General features: G+C 59.1%; 16 protein-coding genes. 5 read left to right on the top strand and 11 right to left on the bottom strand.

The genetic code is table 11. From position 1 onward, the window contains the following. Positions 1-70: 70 nt before the first annotated feature. Positions 71-517: a ribbon-helix-helix domain-containing protein gene (locus BM286_RS13820; protein ID WP_092923660.1), complete on the top strand. Its 447-nt coding sequence runs from the start codon at positions 71-73 to the stop codon at positions 515-517. Between the two features lie 306 nt (positions 518-823). On the opposite strand, the gene BM286_RS13810 is transcribed toward BM286_RS13820, so the two are convergent. Next, positions 824-1,420: a DNA-3-methyladenine glycosylase family protein gene (locus BM286_RS13810; protein ID WP_092923654.1), complete on the bottom strand. Its 597-nt coding sequence runs from the start codon at positions 1,418-1,420 to the stop codon at positions 824-826. 141 nt (positions 1,421-1,561) lie between these two features. Between BM286_RS13810 and BM286_RS13805 the strand changes: the two genes are divergently transcribed. Beyond that, positions 1,562-3,556, top strand: a complete 1,995-nt coding sequence (locus BM286_RS13805) for a 3-hydroxyacyl-CoA dehydrogenase/enoyl-CoA hydratase family protein (RefSeq protein WP_092923651.1) — start codon at positions 1,562-1,564, stop codon at positions 3,554-3,556. Positions 3,557-3,989: 433 nt separating this feature from the next. Here BM286_RS13805 and asd read toward each other — a convergent pair whose 3' ends face one another. The 3 genes from asd to BM286_RS13790 form a co-directional block, all read right to left on the bottom strand. Further along, on the bottom strand, positions 3,990-5,036 hold the full coding sequence (gene asd, locus BM286_RS13800; RefSeq protein ID WP_092923648.1) for an aspartate-semialdehyde dehydrogenase: 1,047 nt from the start codon (positions 5,034-5,036) through the stop codon (positions 3,990-3,992). A gap of 409 nt (positions 5,037-5,445) precedes the next feature. Beyond that, positions 5,446-5,793 (bottom strand): DUF5615 family PIN-like protein, encoded by a 348-nt coding sequence (locus tag BM286_RS13795; protein WP_245779365.1) that lies wholly within the window; start codon positions 5,791-5,793, stop codon positions 5,446-5,448. A 17-nt stretch (positions 5,794-5,810) separates the two neighbouring features. Continuing rightward, on the bottom strand, positions 5,811-6,086 hold the full coding sequence (locus tag BM286_RS13790) for a DUF433 domain-containing protein (RefSeq protein WP_092923645.1): 276 nt from the start codon (positions 6,084-6,086) through the stop codon (positions 5,811-5,813). 326 nt (positions 6,087-6,412) lie between these two features. On the opposite strand from BM286_RS13790, the gene BM286_RS13785 reads away from it, so the two are divergent. Beyond that, positions 6,413-7,273, top strand: coding sequence for a CPBP family intramembrane glutamic endopeptidase (locus BM286_RS13785; RefSeq protein WP_092923642.1), 861 nt, complete (start codon positions 6,413-6,415; stop codon positions 7,271-7,273). 108 nt (positions 7,274-7,381) lie between these two features. Here BM286_RS13785 and BM286_RS13780 read toward each other — a convergent pair whose 3' ends face one another. The 5 genes from BM286_RS13780 to BM286_RS13760 form a co-directional block, all read right to left on the bottom strand. After that, positions 7,382-8,041: an HAD family hydrolase gene (locus BM286_RS13780; RefSeq protein WP_092923639.1), complete on the bottom strand. Its 660-nt coding sequence runs from the start codon at positions 8,039-8,041 to the stop codon at positions 7,382-7,384. 109 nt (positions 8,042-8,150) lie between these two features. After that, positions 8,151-9,617 (bottom strand): HPP family protein, encoded by a 1,467-nt coding sequence (locus BM286_RS13775; protein WP_092923636.1) that lies wholly within the window; start codon positions 9,615-9,617, stop codon positions 8,151-8,153. Between the two features lie 131 nt (positions 9,618-9,748). Beyond that, positions 9,749-10,984, bottom strand: coding sequence for an RNA-guided endonuclease InsQ/TnpB family protein (locus BM286_RS13770; protein ID WP_092923633.1), 1,236 nt, complete (start codon positions 10,982-10,984; stop codon positions 9,749-9,751). Positions 10,985-11,638: 654 nt separating this feature from the next. Next, positions 11,639-11,899, bottom strand: coding sequence for a hypothetical protein (locus BM286_RS13765; RefSeq protein WP_092923630.1), 261 nt, complete (start codon positions 11,897-11,899; stop codon positions 11,639-11,641). A gap of 71 nt (positions 11,900-11,970) precedes the next feature. Next, complete coding sequence (locus BM286_RS13760) at positions 11,971-13,077, bottom strand: tyrosine-type recombinase/integrase (RefSeq protein WP_167603417.1); 1,107 nt, start codon at positions 13,075-13,077, stop codon at positions 11,971-11,973. A 427-nt stretch (positions 13,078-13,504) separates the two neighbouring features. On the opposite strand from BM286_RS13760, the gene BM286_RS15320 reads away from it, so the two are divergent. Beyond that, entirely contained in the window at positions 13,505-14,401 is an 897-nt protein-coding gene (locus BM286_RS15320) for a hypothetical protein (RefSeq protein ID WP_143103891.1), read from the top strand. Positions 14,402-14,472: 71 nt separating this feature from the next. Here BM286_RS15320 and BM286_RS15315 read toward each other — a convergent pair whose 3' ends face one another. Continuing rightward, on the bottom strand, positions 14,473-14,712 hold the full coding sequence (locus BM286_RS15315; RefSeq protein ID WP_143103890.1) for a hypothetical protein: 240 nt from the start codon (positions 14,710-14,712) through the stop codon (positions 14,473-14,475). Positions 14,713-15,181: 469 nt separating this feature from the next. Here BM286_RS15315 and BM286_RS13755 point away from each other — a divergent pair, with 469 nt between their 5' ends. Beyond that, positions 15,182-15,685 (top strand): transcriptional regulator, encoded by a 504-nt coding sequence (locus BM286_RS13755; RefSeq protein WP_167603415.1) that lies wholly within the window; start codon positions 15,182-15,184, stop codon positions 15,683-15,685. 555 nt (positions 15,686-16,240) lie between these two features. Here the strand turns inward: BM286_RS13755 and BM286_RS15760 are convergent. Further along, positions 16,241-16,747, bottom strand: a complete 507-nt coding sequence (locus BM286_RS15760) for a winged helix-turn-helix domain-containing protein (RefSeq protein ID WP_174549017.1) — start codon at positions 16,745-16,747, stop codon at positions 16,241-16,243. Positions 16,748-16,934: the final 187 nt, after the last annotated feature.

The following is a 16,934-nucleotide window of genomic DNA, read 5'->3' as shown; positions in this document are numbered from 1 at the left end:
CGCCTCTCCGAGCCGAACGCCGAGGTCGTCTGACCAAACTATAAGACCGAGGGTGTCAACGTCACGGCATATGGTGAAAAGTACGGTCCGGTTTCCCGAGCCGGTGGTCGAGGAGATCGAATCGCTCGTCGACGAGGGGGAGTTTGAGAGCAAATCGGAGTTCTACCGCTTCTCGGCCGACTACGTGCTCTCTCGGACGCTCGACGAGTACGACCCGGCGACGATCGACTACGACGCCATCGAATCGGAAGTGATGCCGGAAGCCGAGCGAGAGCTCGGCGGCGACGCCGACGCGGACGGCCCGCCGTTCTTCGAGTCCGTGGCGTTCGTGCGGAAGCTCGCACTCAGGGGAAAGTTCAGCGACGCCGAGGACTTCATCGACCACCAGTACGTCCCGGGCGACCGGCACGCCGTCCTCCTCGAAGAGATCCTCCGACTGTACCGCGAGGACGCGACGGCCGACGACCGACCGTCGACCCCCGAGCCCGAACAGGAGGCCCCGACCCGAAACCGATAGCGCGATCGAAATCACGCAACACGCATGAACGCGGTCACGGACGAGCGGACCCGAACCTGTATTCGATGCCACGAGCGCTTCACCGAGCCCGCCGGAACGGTCACGCGCATCTGTGACGAATGCCCGAGCCACGGGACCGGATCCCCCTTCGACGCGGGCGGCGGGAACGTCGTGGGTCGCAGCAGAGAGCGGGCGTGTATCCGCTGTGGCACGGCGTTTCTCGAGGTCCCGGGCGGAATATCCCGCCTCTGTCCGTCGTGTGACCCGGATCACGTCGTCCTCGAGTAGCGCCGACGGGCCGGCGGATCAGGACTCGTACTCGGCCCAGATGTATCGCGTGCCGTAGCTCCGGTAGGGGCGCCACGCCTCGCCGATCTCGCGCATCTCCGCGCGCGACAGCTCCTCGCCGTCGTTGTAGGCCCGCTCGATCCCCTTCCGCACCGCGAGGTCGCCGAGCGGGAGCACGTCCTCGCGCCCGAGCGCGAAGATGAGGTACATCCGCGCGGTCCACGCGCCGACGCCGCGGATCTCGGTGAGACGGTCGACGACCGCCTCGTCGCTCACGCCCGCCAATCCCGCTCGAGTGAACTCGCCGTCGCCGTCGCGGAACGCCGCGGCCGCGTTCCGCAGGTACTCGACCTTCGTGGCGCTGAGCCCGGCCTCGCGTAGCGCCGACTCGTCGGCGGCGAGGACGCGCTCCGGGGTCACGTCGCCGTCGAGTTCGGCCACGAACCGCTCGCGGATCGCGTTCGCGGAGGCGGTCGAGAGCTGCTGGTTCACGATCGAGGTACAGAGCCGACCGAACTCGTCGTCCGCGGGCGCGACGTCGAGCGGGCCGTGCCGGTCGACGAGCGCCGCCATCGTCGGGTCCTCGCGCAGTGTCGCCGCGACGGGGTCGTCCATGTCGGTGAGCGGGGCCGCAGGTACGAGTGCGGTTCGGTTTCGGGGGCTTGCGCGCGGGCGTCTGTCGCCCGAATAAACTTACGTCGAGTTTGGCGTTTGGAAGATGGAAACGTTCAACCATGACGGTTCCGACCCTCAGGTATGCAGCTCGAAGACGTCCAGCGCGTGACGGTGCTCGGTGCCGGGAACATGGGCCACGGCATCGCGGAAGTGGCGGCGCTCGCCGGCTACGACGTGTCGCTCCGCGACATCAATGAGGAGCTCGTTCAGGAGGGATACGACCAGATCGAGTGGTCGCTCGGCAAGCTCGCCGAGAAGGACCGGATCGGCGACGACGAGGCCGACGCCGCGCTCGACCGCGTCGAGGCGTTCGTCGATCTCGAGGACGCGCTCGACGGCGCCGACGTGGTCGTCGAGGTCGTTCCGGAGAAGATGGCGATCAAGAAGGACGTGTACGACGAGGTCGTCGAGCACGCGCCCGACGAGGCCGTCTTCGTCACCAACACCTCCAGCCTCTCCATCACCGAGCTGTCCGAGGTCACCGACCGCCCCGAGCGCTTCTGCGGCATGCACTTCTTCAACCCGCCGGTGCGGATGGACCTCGTCGAGGTCATCTCCGGGAAGCACACGAGCGACGAGACGCTCGACCTGATCGAGGGGCTCGCGGAGTCGATGGGGAAGACCCCGGTCAGGGTCCGCAAGGACAGCCCCGGCTTCATCGTCAACCGGATCCTCGTCCCGCTGATGAACGAGGCGGCGTGGATCGTCGAGTCCGGCGACGCGACGATGGAGGCGGTCGACTCCACGACGAAGTTCGACATGGGCCTCCCGATGGGCTCGTTCGAACTCGCGGACCAGGTGGGCATCGACGTGGGCTACCACGTGTTGGAGTACATGCACGAAGTCCTCGGTGACGCCTATCGCCCCTGCCCGCTCTTAGCGGAGAAGGTCGAGGCGGAGGACCTCGGCAAGAAGACCGGCAAGGGGTTCTACGACTACGAGGACGGCGACGGCGCCCAGATCCCGAGCGACGCGGTCGACGCCGACGTCCGTCGCCGCCTGCTCGCGGTGATGGCCAACGAGACGGCCGGCCTGATCGGGAACGACGTGGCCGACGCCGAGGACATCGACGAGGCGGTCAAGCTCGGCGCCGGCTTCCCCGACGGCCCGGCGAAGCTGGCCGACGCCGAGGGGCTCGACTCGCTCGTCGAGACGCTCGACGCCCTCGCGGAAGAGACCGGCGAGGCGCGCTACGCGGCGACCGACTACCTGCGCGAGGCCGCCGAGGCGGGCGGTTTTCGCGGCGACGCGGGTAGCGGGAGCGGCGACGCGGGCGACGCCGAGGGCGGCGCCGACTACGAGGTGCTGAACGTCGCGGTCGAAGACCGGGTCGGGCACGTCGAGATCGACCGCCCGCACCGGATGAACACGATCAGCGACGAGGTGCTCGACGAGCTCGCGACGGCGATCGACCGGCTCGACGGCGACGACGAGGTCCGGGCGATCCTGCTGTCCGGCGCGGGCGACCGCGCGTTCTCCGCGGGCGCGGACATCCAGAGCATGGCCGCGGGCGGCGCCGACCCGATCCACGCCGTCGAGCTCTCCCGGCAGGGCCAGCAGACGTTCGGCAAGCTGGAGGCGTCGGACAAGCCCGTGGTCGCCGCCATCGACGGCTACTGCCTCGGCGGCGGGATGGAGCTGGCGACCGCCGCGGACATGCGGATCGCCTCCGAGCGCTCCGAGCTGGGCCAGCCCGAGCTCGACCTCGGCCTCCTCCCGGGCTGGGGCGGCACCCAGCGGCTCGCCCGGATCGTCGGCGAGGGGCGCGCGAAGGAGATCATCCTCACCGCCGACCGCTACGACGCCGAGACGATGGCCGAGTACGACTTCGTCAACGAGGTCGTCCCGGACGACGAGCTCGACGAGCGGGCGCGTGAGCTGGCCGAGCAGCTCGCGGGCGGCCCGCCGATCGCCCAGAAGTACACGAAGCGCGCGATCCACGCCGGCCGGACGGACAACGAGGCCGGCCTCGAAGTGGAGGCGATGGGCTTCGGCCACGTAATGAACACCGACGACCTCATGGAGGGGGTCACGGCGTTCATGGGCGACGGCGAGCCCGAGTTCGAAGGGAAGTAAGAGGCGAGTGGGTCGGCTGTGGTGGCGAGGGCGACCACCTCGACGACCGTTTATTTTTAACTAAGTAATCGCCGAGTGGCGAAGAACACCGCCGAAGCCCCAGCCGGGAGGACTCGATGCGCTCGCTGCGCTCCTCGGTTGCTCACTCCGTTCGCTCCCTGCGGTGCTTGCGTCGCGCGTCTTCGTCCTCCCGGCTGCCCCTTCGATTCCCACCCGGCACCGCACCTCACGCCTCCCCAGCCTCGTCGGGCGGCCTCCGCTTCGCTCCGGCCGCCCGACTCCCTCGCACGCGCTCCTCGTGGCCGCCAGAGGCGGCCACTCGGAGGCGCGCGCCACTGGGAACATTAGAATCGCGACCCGCGGTCCAGTCGCTACTGGTTATTTAAAAATAGTCGAGGTCGCCGTCGACGATGACCGTAGACCGACTTCGATCTTAGACGTACCCTTCCTCGACGAGCAGCTCGCCGTTGAGCAGCGAGGCGCCGGCCGCGCCGCGGATCGTGTTGTGCGCGAGGCAGTTGTACTTCGCGCCGGCCTCGGTGGCTTGGACGCCGCCGGCGACGATCCCCATCCCGTCCGCGTACGTGCGGTCGAGGCGGGGCTGCGGGCGCTCCGGCTCGTCGTCGCCGAACACCTTGATGAGCTGGTCCGGCGAACTCGGGAGGTCGCCGGCGCCCTCGAACGAGCGCATCGCCTCGCGGAGGTCCTCGGGGGAGGGGTCGGCCGCGAACTCGGCGAAGACGTTCTCCAGGTGGCCGTCGAGCGTGGGGATCCGGTTGCAGGAGGCGGCCACGTCGGCGCCGTGGAGCGCGACCTCGGCGCCGTCGAACTCGCCGAGCAGCTTGCGCGACTCCGTCTCCATCTTGTCCTCCTCGCCGCCGATGTGCGGGATGGCGTTGTCGATGATCTCCATCGAGGTGACGCCGGAGTAGCCGGCGCCCGAGACGGCCTGCAGCGTCGAGACGCGAACGCTTTCGAGGCCGAACTCGTCGATCGCCGCGAGGGTCGGCACCATCGTGATCGTCGAGCAGTTCGGGTTCTTCACGAGGGCGCCGTCCCAGCCGCGCTCGTCGCGCTGGACCTCGATCAGGTCGAGGTGGTCGGGGTTGATCTCGGGGATCGTGAGCGGCACGTCCGCGGCCATGCGGTCGTTCGAGGAGTTCGAGGAGACGACGTACCCGGCCTCCAGGAAGTCGGGTTCGACTTCGGCCGCGACCCCGGAAGGGAGCGACGAGAAGAGGAGGTCGATGTCCGCGTCCGCGACGCCCGCTGGCGTCGTCTCTGCGACCTCCATCTCCGCGACGTCGTCCGGGATGGGGGTGTCGACGCGCCACTTGGCCGCCTCGCGGTAGCTCTTGCCCGCGCTCTCCGAACTCGCGGTGACCGCGGCGAGGTCGAACGTCGGGTGGTCGTCGAGCAGCTGAATGAATCGCTGGCCCACGGCGCCCGTCGCGCCGAGGATTCCGACTCGGACTGTCATTGCGCGTGGGTCCGTGACAGGGACGTAAGTGCGTTCGGATACGCGCCGATACCACCGATCGCTCCACGTGGCCGACGAACCGCTGACGGGCGAGAGCGGGGAACGGGAACCCCCTCACCGCCGAACAGGACCGTTAAGCCCCTCGGGTCGCTACGTCCCTCCGCGCGCCGTCAGTCCCCGCCCGAGTACTCCCCGATGGGAGCGATGACAGCGCGGAGAACCCAGGCGCGTGACACCGGTCGCAGACGCGACCCGCCCGTCGCCGCGCAGGCGACCGCCCGCCACGAGGGTTTCCCGGTCGACGCGGCACGCCGCCGGAGATGAGACCGGTCGTTAGTGTCGCGGGCGCACATTTCGAATCAGAAAGCGGTAGCGCTGTAGAGTCGGGCATCGAACTGTTGACTGTCAGTCACCCGTGTAGCCAGTCGTACCACTCGTCGAGGTCAACGATCTCGTTTTCGATGTCCGTCGCTCCGTACTGGGTGAACACTTCGTCCACGACTCGCGCTACTCCTTCCGGATCCTCGTCGGGGCGGTTCTGATCGTAGTAGAGCAGTAGCCCGGCGTGGTCGATCTCCCGGTGTAGTTTCTCGAAGTCCCGCGCGTTGTTCGTCATCAGCGCGACACCGTGCTCGCCGCACCACGTCAGTAACTCAGCGTCTTCCGTGAACTCGCCGAACACGTCCTTCGCCTGCTCGACCTCGTAGCCCCGTTCGCTGAGCACGCGCTCGAACACTCGCCCGACGTGCTCGTCCAAGAGAATCCGCGCTCCTGTCACTGAATCGTTTCCTTCGGCTTCAGCGATGACTCGTGAATTCGCTCGAAGGCAGCCTCGTTTTCACGCTCGAACTCACGCATTTCCTCGACGTGCGCGTAGTAGTACGAGAGCGCCTCGTACACCTCGGAGAGGGAGAGTTCGAGTTGGTCTGCGACGTGTGCGGGCGACCGGTCGCTATCGACGACCCTGGCCGCGACGTGCCGGACGCCGACTCTCGTCCCCTCGATTCGGGGTTCCCCCCCGAGGACTCTCTCGTCGCGGGAAATACTCATACGCTTCTGTTGGTCGTGTTCTCGTTTATATCTTTTCGGCAGTCACTCGTCGCTCACACGGCCGGTTCCACGTCCACCGAGCCTACTAGTAGATTCTCGCCCGGTAGTGTCGCGGGCGTACACACCTACGTTATAGTAAATTCACTCGTAAATGATATCCAGATATGAGAGAAATTTCCGGAAGGTCATGCGAGATACAGTAGGGTATCTCTACCAGATATCTGTTAGTAGCCGATTTACCTGCGGGCTTTTGTACGGAACTTGCGAAGAACTATATTTCAAACCTAGCAACGGACGCTGTGAGGGTACGTGGTTTTGATCTCGCCATGATCCAATCCTGGGTCGACACACACCGTGTTCCGGCGTTCCTCCTCATCGTGTTCAGTTGGTCGTGGTCGTGGGACGCGATCTACTACGTAATGGGCTTATGGGAGACCTTGCCGGTCTACATCAACACGTTCCCGCGACAGTGGGGTCTCCCGGTCGGAGCGGTACTCGTCGTCTGGGCGAGTGACATCCCGACCCGAGATTGGCTCGGGCGGGCACTTCAGTGGCGGTTTCCGGTGTGGGTGTACCTCGGCGCGGTATCCCTCCCGGTCGTCGTCGGGGAACTCCAGCCGGTACTCGCCGCGCTCAGCGGCGGATCAGTACGCTACGCACCGCCTGCCCCGCTATCTCTACTGTTCGGATTCTTCGTACTCAACGTCGTCCTTTTCGGGGGTGTTGAGGAGTTCGGGTGGCGTGGATTTCTCCAACCACGGTTCCAAGAGCGGCTATCGGTTCTAACGGCGAGTCTCGCCGTCGGAGTGCTGTGGTGGGTGTGGCATCTCCCCCTGTTTTTCGGACACCCGAACTTCACTCTTGATCCGCTGTTCCTTGTGGAATACACGACCTTCGTTTTGGGTGCGTCAACTGTCCTCGGTGCGCTTGTCAACCTCACCGACGGCGGAGTGATCCCTGCTGTGTTCTTACATGCCGCGATCAACGTCGGAAGCGTTCTGGAAGGTTCCGGTGGAATGGCAGAGGAAATACTGCCGGTGGCGTTCGTCGTCGGTTCTGGAACATGGTGGCTGATCGCCGTTGTTTTGATCGGTCTGTACGGGCGCTCGATGACCCCCAGAACACCGATTGAACCCCTGTCGGAGCGCTATCGATCCAGCAGTTCCAGCCCGGAGGAGTTCCCCTGACCGCTACCCACGGCTGCGGACCGCTGTTTCATCCCGTAATCGACTGACGTCGTTTCGCCTCGAGGCGGTGAGTCGCTTCGATGAGTACAGGGGTAGTTCACAGCGAGATCAACCCACTATCTCGGGTATTTCGTGTAGATTATTTATCTCATACGTGGGGGTGGTCGAAAGGGTCACGTCCGTACAATGGGGTCTGCGAACGAACACCGAGTCCATACCCGCTTGATGAGCGGCTATCACGTCGTGCTCGCTATCACCGACGTAGAGCGCGGATTCTCCGCCGAGTTCCGACAGCGCCAAGTCGAGATAATGCGTGTTTGGTTTCTTGTAGTCGAGGCTCTCCACCGTCTTCTCACGCCCATAATAGGTGTCGAATGTGGATTGTAGGTCGAAAAAATCCATCACGAATTCAATCGTACTGTGATGGTTGTTACTCACGATGCCACAGGTCTGAGAAACGTCCGAAATAGCCGTAACGTCGTCGTAACGGGTTCGAGAATCTGATTCAAACTTTTTAAATTGAGACTCCTCGTCGAGACGCTCACGGGCTTCCCAAAATGTGTTCACGTCAAGTTCGTAGGCGGCACATATTTCGTGAAGCCGTTCGACCGTAGTGCCATTCACTATTTCGTCGATATGATGGTTTTTAGGCCGTTTAACCCCTACTTCTGTGAAAGCCGCTCGTGTCGCTTCGACTTTGGTTTCATACGTTGGTGGCTCAACTAATACTCCGTCACTGTCAAAAAGAACTGTGTCGTATTCGGTCACTTGTTGTGAAATTCTTTGCCGTCGGATTAATTTTCTGATGCGTACGGTTCCGAATCGCAATTTGAACCCACCAAGAGAAGGGTTCGTGAAACCGGGGTTAGACGACTTTCTATGCTCGATGGACGATTGCGACGTCACAGTCAACCTCTTGAATGCGCTCGAATGTCGGCATGGACACGACTCGTGAGAGAACGCTTCGATCGGTGCTCGCCCCGACAACTGCTAGGTCGTACGAGGATGCGTTCCGATCGAGGAACGCTTCGGCAGACGCGACGCTGATGCGAGTCTCGATACCCGTCGAAAATTGTTCGACGAGATTCTCAAGCATAATCTCCGCTGTCCGACGCTCCTGTTGGTGTGAAATACAAGTACACGCACTTATCGTCCCGTCGGGGGGGAGGAGTCGAACCGCGAAGTCAAGCATCGCGTTGGCAGGTTCTCCTGACGAGCGGGCCATTACAAGAATGCGCCGCCACTCCGTTCGTCCGTTCGATGAACGCAACACGATCGAGTCCGTGTTACCCTTCAGGATCGTTCTGACGAACGGACTGGGGCCTCCGTCTTCGGTGTCGTACGGACAGACGATCAGATCACAGTTCTCCTCTTCAGCCGTCGTGAGGACGGTTTCTCCAGCTGAATTTCCCTCCGCGGCGATCACGAACTCACACGATACGTCGACGGTTGATTCGACCAGATTTTTGAGTCCTTCGAGCCGCTGTAGTTGCTGTTCAGTCACCAACTCTTCAGCCGCGCGGGTTACGCCTTCGTCCGGCGGTTCTTCAGGAGCCTCGGGAACAGTCCCCCGTTGAGTAGCCGCCACTATCGTTTCGGTTTCCTCGATGACCTCCTCACTGACTGTTCTCAGGAGAACGACCTTGCTGGCGTCGTGGGCGGCCGCGAGACGTGCGGCAAAGAGGGCGAGTGACTCGGACGTCTCGCCACGGACAGGTACAAGGATCTGATCGTCACCGTGGGTGGACGTGTACAGATAGCGGGCGCGCTCGTGATAGAAGTGCCGCCGCCAGAGTACGAAGGCGCCGGCGATGAGTAGACTCGCTCCGATGATTCCAGTGACGTACGCCAGCCGGTCGGAGCCGGTGACGAGGACGAGAAGCGCCGTCGAAAACGCCGTCGGTTCTTCGAGTGAGAGGACCCACGTGACGATCCCGGTGAGAAAAATACCGAACGCAGCCACGCCAGCCTGTACCTGGAACTGCTCGGCCGGAGTCTGGTACCAGAACCGCGTTCCGATTTCGAGCGCGAACCATCCGCTGAGCGCCCCGGCGGTCATCCCACCGACGAACTTCGTTGGCGAGGAGTACGGTCCGTCAGGGTCAGCAAACAGCGTATATGTGCCCGACGCCAGCGGCGGGTAAACGAGAAAGGACACGACCGGTGAGACGTTCGCTATCCACGTGATGGCTCCGATGAGAAGCGGTACGATAACCACGACAGAGAAGTGAAGCAGATTCTCCGTGTCCTCGAGCCACCGACGGATCTCGTGAACCTCACGTCGTTCAATTCGCAGGATTCGATTGCGAATCGAGTGATAATGACGTCGGAGCTGATCGCGCATACGTGGGTCTTGACACGCTGGCTGATTTGAGTGTCGGCTTAACACCCGAACGAGCCAGCCAAGTATCCAAGCCCGAGTACGGGCGGGAACGCGGATAGATTCTCAGTTGTCGGCTTCATCTCACGCGTGAACTACCCCACCCTACCGCTCGGGCTGACGCCCTCGCGCTTGAGGGTGGGGCTTCCTGTTTCCACGACGCGCTTTGCATCCACAACCGAGGACACAGGGAGCGCAGTCTCCACAGGCGTTGATTCGGAGCGTCCCGCTCCTAACCGCTTCTTCACACCGCGAGAAAGAATATTCCACGCCGCATTCGCGTCTCTGTCGGCCTCGAACCCACACGCCGGGCAGGAGTGTTCGCGCACCCACAACGGTTTCTCGGTCGAAACGCCGCAGGACGCACACTCTTTCGTCGTTCCGCGCGGATTCACAGCAACGAAGTGCGTTCCTTCGCGTTCGCACTTGTATTTGAGCATCCGCAGGAACGTCCCCCACGCCGCACCTGCCCGGTTCCGCGAGTTGCCCGGTAGTTCGACCAACCCCTTCGCGTCCAAGTCCTCGACGGCCACCAAGTCGTACTCCCGAGCGTAGTAGTTCGAGAGCTTGTGAAGGAAGTCGCGGCGCTTGTTCTTCAACTCGGCGTGGCGTTCTGCCACAACCCGACGCTGTTTCTCCCAATTGTCCGACCCGTGCTGTTTCCGCGAGAGGTCGCGCTGTGCGCGTTCCAAACGTTCGCGTTCGTTGGACAGGTCGAGGGATTCGACGGCGGTTCCGTCGGTGTCGTGAGCGTACTTGAGAATCCCCACGTCGATACCGACGCAGTTCTCGGGATTCTCCGGCTTCTCCGGCGGGTCGTCGGGCGTCTCGATGCCGAGAATGGCGTACCACTTCCCGGTAGGTTCTTGCTTGACCGTGACGGTCTTAATGTCAGCGTCGTCGGGGAGGTCGCGGTGGAAGGTGAGGGGGATTTCTCCGAGTTTTGAGAGCCACAGTCGCGTCCGACCGCCCGTGTTCTTGAGCTTGAAGCCGGATTGACTGTAGGTGAAACTGCGGTACTCGCCCGGTGCCTTCCACTTGAGCGTCCCGACGCGGTAGCCCTTCTCTTTGCGCTCTCGTAGTGTCGAGAGGTTATCGTACAGCCGTTGTACGACCTTCTGTAGTACCTTCGAGTGAACGCCTTTCAGGTCGCTCCACCACTTCTTGAGACTCGGCAGGAGCTTCTGCTCAGAGTACGCCGAGGTGTCGTCGGTGCGGTTGAGTCGGTGGAGAAAGTGGTTGTAGACCTGTCTACAGGTATCGACAGTCCACGCTAACTGTTCTTCGAGAGCGTCGGACGGTCGGAGTCGATACCTGTAGTTGTAGTTCACGAGCGTTCTTCGATGAGTTCGTCAAGTTGTCCGCGAACGAACGACGAGAGGTTAAGATGGTTCTCCTCGACCCACTCGGCTTGGTCTTCGCGGATGGTGATGTTCTTCCGCCTCACTACATACGTATTATGCGTATCTATGCGTATTGTTGTTTCGATTGCGTGGGTCTGTGGGCCGAGCGTCGAACGTGTTTGAGAACCGTGCGGCGCTGTATCCCCTCCCTACTCACTCTCTTCGCTCGTTCGTTGAGGAAGGGGCCTTAGCGCCTCAATTCAGGTAAACGGATGAATTCGCCTCGCTACCGTTGTAATCGAAAGCTGCGATTACTCCAGCCGATGAGGTGTTCTCGGGAGTCGGTGACGGGTACGCTTCGGACGGGTTGGGAACCACCCGGAGACCCGCCTTTTTGACTTGAGACAGATGGTTCTCGTTGTATTGAGAACCGGTGAAAACGCAACACGGCTCCGCCGTGTAGGTCCGGGTGCGAGAATCGAACCCGCGTCTCAGCCTCCACAAGGAGAAAGTAAAACGATATACAAATTTGGTTAGATTGAGAAAATAGATTTGAGCTAAAAAGTGTTTAGGGGCCCCTAGATGTCACAGAAGCCAATATGAGGAAACCAAAGATAATCTACGCAAGAGTGGTGAGTGTTTTCACGAATTTGCCGACTCGATAATCTCTTCGTCTACGTCCAGCAATAGCTCTGCCTTCGGTCCAAGCCGATAGATGGAGGACCCCTTGCTATCTTTCTTGAGCCAACCCAATTCTATCATCGTCTTCAGAACCCTTCTCACAGTCGCTGTCTGTGATTCATCGAACGAGAGGTCGCTTAACTTGAACTTGCCGCGGTTAACGAGCGTCGTCAACGCAGCATCCCACACTCTATCCCTAACGGTAAGATGTCCTTCGGGCATTTTTGGTCACTTCTCTGTCTGGGAAAGGTGGCTCAAGCATGGTAGTAGTTGCTGTCGCCTACTCGTGTCGATTACCGCACGTCGAAGTAGTCTTCAGAGGCCTTGTCCGCATTCTGGACGTATCGCAAGGCGGTCTCGTAGCGGTCGATGCGGAGCTGCTGCATCAGGAGACTGATGTCGCCGCCCTTGTTGACGATGTCAGTTCCGAGTCCACGTCGAATCATGTACCAGCCGTTCTCGCGCTTGTCGATGTTGATGCCGGCCTCTCGCTGAAGCGGAATCATGACCGTGCGACGGAGCGTGCTGCTCACGTATCGGTTCCCCTCACTCGTGAGCCAGAGGGCATCTGTGTCCTTGTACTCTGGTAGCGTCTCGCGCTCGTCTATCCAACGTTCGAGAATCTTTGCAGCCTCAACGCTCAGCCGACAGTTGCGGTTCTTCTTGCCCAGCTTCGAATCCTCTTTCCGTGGAATTCGAATGTACGGCTTGCTGGCACCCTCGATATCTGCCCAGTAGACCTGTGCCCGGGTCACCTCACAGGGGCGTAGACCAATGTCGCACGACACGTACACAAGGCTTGGAACCTTCCAACTTTCGGCCTCCCAGTCCTCATCAGTGAGTTTGTTCTTCGGCTTTTCAAGCCGTTGAGCGAGGTACGCTCCCCACTCCTCAATTTCTCCCTCGGAGAGCTTCTTTCGGTCTGGGGTCGTGTGGAGGTCCAGAGATGCTGCCTTGATATCCTTCAGCTCGTAGTCACGGTACCAGTCTCTGAATCCCGGGTCGGCTTCCTCCTCGGCGATGTCCCGATAGATTTCCTCGCTCTCCGGAATCTTCCACTCTTTCCCCCTCTGCTTGAGGACGAGCCTAACGTTCAACAGCTCTCGACGCTTGCTGTCGAGCTTCGTGTCCCGCCCAAGCTGGTAGTACCAGTAGTCGTCGAGGTGTTCTTCCGTGAACTCAACGGTGAATCCACACTCTGTGTAGAGCCACACGCTGAACCGCTCTACTGCGCTCTTGATGTGGGGCATGGAGTTCCTCGCGTAGCCCTTCCGTCGACTCGGCCGGCGTCCACGGTCGAACGCCCACCGGAGGACCGCGAGTTGCCAGTCCTTGTAGAGAGTGAACTGATTTTTGTTCAGTTCTCCCCGGAGCGTATCGCTGACTGTTCCAACGTTCATTTCTTCCCGGGTATACTTCGGGACTCGTACATCGTCTCGATTGTTTGGTTTAGAGGACATGTTTTATTCCTCATAATTTCGGACGCTTTACTCTATACATATATGTTGCTTCTGAAATTAGTATAAATAAGAACGGGTTTAGAAGGCCCTAAAAGCCTTTTTTCAGGCAATACAAATAATACATCATGTGTCATAACTGAGTAGTCCCACCATACAGTAGCCACATTTACACGCCTTCGATTGTAGCAAAATCAGTCTGTAGAACCTATGAGACTGACCTTTGCCAGAAAGAGTTGAGCAGGCCCATCAAACTGAGAATTTTGCTACTATCAAAATATAATGCCATATGAGTAAATGAGAGACTGATAATATAGATAGAGGCCCTGTGCCAGCTAAGTATAAGCGTTCTAACTCGTATGATAGCACGATGTACCCGTCGAGCGGGGCAATTACCGAGGTAACAATAGAAGCAGATGACCACGAACTCATCTGCCAACACTCCACTGATGTGAGTCACATGAATAACCCCCGTGATACGCTCCATTTTTTGCTCACTCGCGGTGCCGCGACTCGTGAGAACACAGACAACCGTTTAGAAGTCCAGCGAAGCAATTTTCATGATAGCACTGTCGATGTAGTTGCCACTCAGCACGACGCGATTGCCTACTATCTTGGCAATCTTTCCGCTCGTAGTGAACTCTCTGAGGATGAGGCTTACGGCCTCCTCATAGACGCTGGCGTTGATATGATTGAATACGAAAAGTGGCGTAATTCATTCAATAGACGCCGACGCGCGAACCGCTTGTTGGCAGATTCAAAAGAGCGAGTCCGCCACCTCGGGAGCGCGATAGACTACGCTGTGCTTACGGGCTCCTGTCCGATTGATGGGGTCAAGTATAATCCATCAAGACGGTCGACAAACCCACCGGAAGATGTGGTCGCCGTCGCCGAAGAATGGCGTGCCAACAGTATTGACGCGAATTCGTGCTATTTACTCGCTTTTGAGGCACTTCGCACGAACGCGTTCGAGGTCTACGACGATGTTCGCTATTGTGAAGGACTTGCTATGGCCAGTCATCCATCTCGCGCATCGACGCACGCGTGGGTCGAAGTTGACAACGAGGTCGTTGAAGTCCTGTGGAAATGGGATGGGCCTGCTCCATCAGACGAGGCAATTTATTATGGTGATTCGATTCCCTTTGAGGCAGTTATCGACATAGCGAATCGTCGTCCAACTCACGCGAGCGTTTTGATTTCCGATGAGCAATATTTCGAACTGGAAGAAGTCAAGAGAGTCATGGCCTCGCGCCTGTTCGGTCTGTAGAGAATACCAGCAACCGACTGTGGTTCACTCGAAAGCGTCGAAAAGAATTGTACGTCCAAGGTCTGCGTTCCTCAGTATTCATCCCACGATTGGGCTTGCTCTCTGAAGTCTCCCGCTTTCACGTGAGCCCACAGTTCTTGTTCCTCTTCTTCGGTGTCAGGAGAGCAGGTATTACACCACGCGTATAACTCCGGTTCGAGGGGGCTCAAGAGAGATTCGTACTGGATACGCACTCCGTCCTCACCAACGATTACACCACATTCGCCACATTCGAGGTCGTCGGGCCAGTCTATCGCTGAGTCGTCGACCATGGTCCTGAAACGGTCTCGCCGACTATATCGGATTCGCTGACCTCGACTGCTGTGCTGTCGCCGACTGGCTGCCTCCAAGTCCTGTCCTGTTCTAAGAAGTATCCCCCTTGTTAGTGTTCTTCGAGAGTGAGGTGTGTGGTTCGCGCGCTCGCTCGCATTACGTGTCGAGGTTCGTTCTCCGAGTATCTGGGAGTTGGCGATAACTAGGTGTACCTCGTCGTTGCTCTCTCCGGTATCGAGTTGTTCGCTGTGGACTCATACACTTTTTCAAGAGAATCACCTTGGGTTCTACACTCTTTGAGGGGGGCGTGTCTATGAGTAAGAGTCGGAAATAGTGGGCAAAGCCTCTGGAAGCCTTGGTAAGAAGCTTCGAATTATACCCCGTCAAAGGCTGTCCGACCATGCTTTGAAAGCCTGTGACACCCATACACATTTACAGTCTTACTATCAATAATTATATATGATTCAGATGAATCAGACCGAAGAAACGCGTGAATTTATCGCGGCTGTCCTTGAAGAAGACGGCGAAGCGGCCACGTCGACGATTCGGCGGCGCACAGAGTTAACTGAGGGCCAGTTACAGTACCAGTTCCGAAAATTAGAGCGACACGGATATATTGAAATCGAGCGGTCACAGATTCCCTCGCGGTCCGGGGTGAGAATGAAGGTCGCGGTTATCCCGGACGAAAAAATGAGAGAAGCGAAGAGACTTATCTCCCATGACCGCCAGCCTGCCCGCACAAAGGTAGATGTCGTTGAACTTGCTAAGGAATTCGATGAATTGGAAGCGTCTATCGAGGACGTACAGGAGTACGTGTCTCAGACCGTGTACAGGCAGCTCGCTATGATGCGTTGGAGTCTCGCGCGGGTCGAACTCGCGCTGGAAGACGCCAGTGTCGAACTCAACTCACTAGACGGAGTTGACGCAAAGGATGCGGAGCTGAAGCAGCGAGCGAAAGAGGTTGGCGTTTAAGACTGATTAGACCCAGTTCGAGTCATCGTCGCGAGACAACCGCTGAAATGACTCAGGGCCAATCAAGTCCAACTGGACGGCCGTCTTTCCATTCAATGGACTTGATAAGGTCCGGGAGAGCCTCCATTCGTTTCTCGAATACTTCCAGAGGATGTGCATCAATGAACGTAGCCGATACGTGCTCAACTACAGTTTTACCGTCGTTTACCTGTGCATGGACTTTCCCTAAGTCGTCGTGGCCATGGTCTTGATGCCATCCCACCATTATATTCCGATTTGGCTCAATCCAGTTCAACCGGTAGTGTTCATACGGTGCTGAAGTATTGATATCGAACCCGACCTCTAGACGACCTTCCTTTTCAGGGTACGAGGTGTCACCAAGGAAGATGCGCGGGTCCGTCTCAGCGTAGATTCGGTATGGACCTGCTGCTCGCGCTGGACTACGCTTTAGCTGGACCGTATGGAAGTACCCTCCAGACCTTAGCTGGTTCCGGAGCCGTTTGTGTAATTGACGAGCTTGAACGTTGGTACGATTTGCGAGAAAGAGCACAAATATCAGGGGAGAGCAGTCGGTGTAGTTGAGTCGGCCGAAGAGATGTCCTGTACGTCATCATAGAGACGCAATGCATGCCGGTAGAGCTTCTCCTCCATATTGAGCGTCTCCCACGTTGATGCGATGTTCTGTCTTTCCCGCAACTCGTCCGCCGAGATGTCCTCGTTCTCTAACATCTGCTCGCGGAACATCGTTAGCGACTCTACACCGAACTCATTTTCAAGTTCTTCTTTTTCTTTCTTGATGTCCACTAGTTCGACATTCAATTCATCCCGGGTGTGCTCCTCGATGAGTTCCATTATCTCATCAAAGAACAGCTTAGCCGGGTTGAGCTGGTAGCCCTTTTTGCCATCTACGAGGGTCTGGTGGACTCGGTTGTCAGCCTCCATCTGTTTGAGTTCGTCATCTGCCGTGTTCCGAGAGACATCCGCGCGGTCCGAGATTTCCTGTACCGTTGCAGCCCCGCTTAGCGTCTCCATCACCGCTCGAACACGCTCTCGACCGCTCATTTCATCCCACGACCCGGCTAGCGCATTAGTCATTGTATCCCCACCTTTGTGCCCCCTGTTCAAATAGTTTTGGTAGAATTCAAATGTTTGAATAGGGCCTCTCCTCTACTGTCTCGTGTTCCAGAAAAATCGAGAGCCTGACTCCTACCCGAGCTGTCCTTGTGACTTCTTTTACTCAAGACACTTC

It is taken from the genome of Halorubrum sodomense (assembly GCF_900111935.1).
Lineage (GTDB): Archaea > Halobacteriota > Halobacteria > Halobacteriales > Haloferacaceae > Halorubrum > Halorubrum sodomense.
The sequence above is the reverse complement of the archived record's forward strand: the minus strand, read 5'-3'. Positions and strand labels throughout refer to the sequence as shown.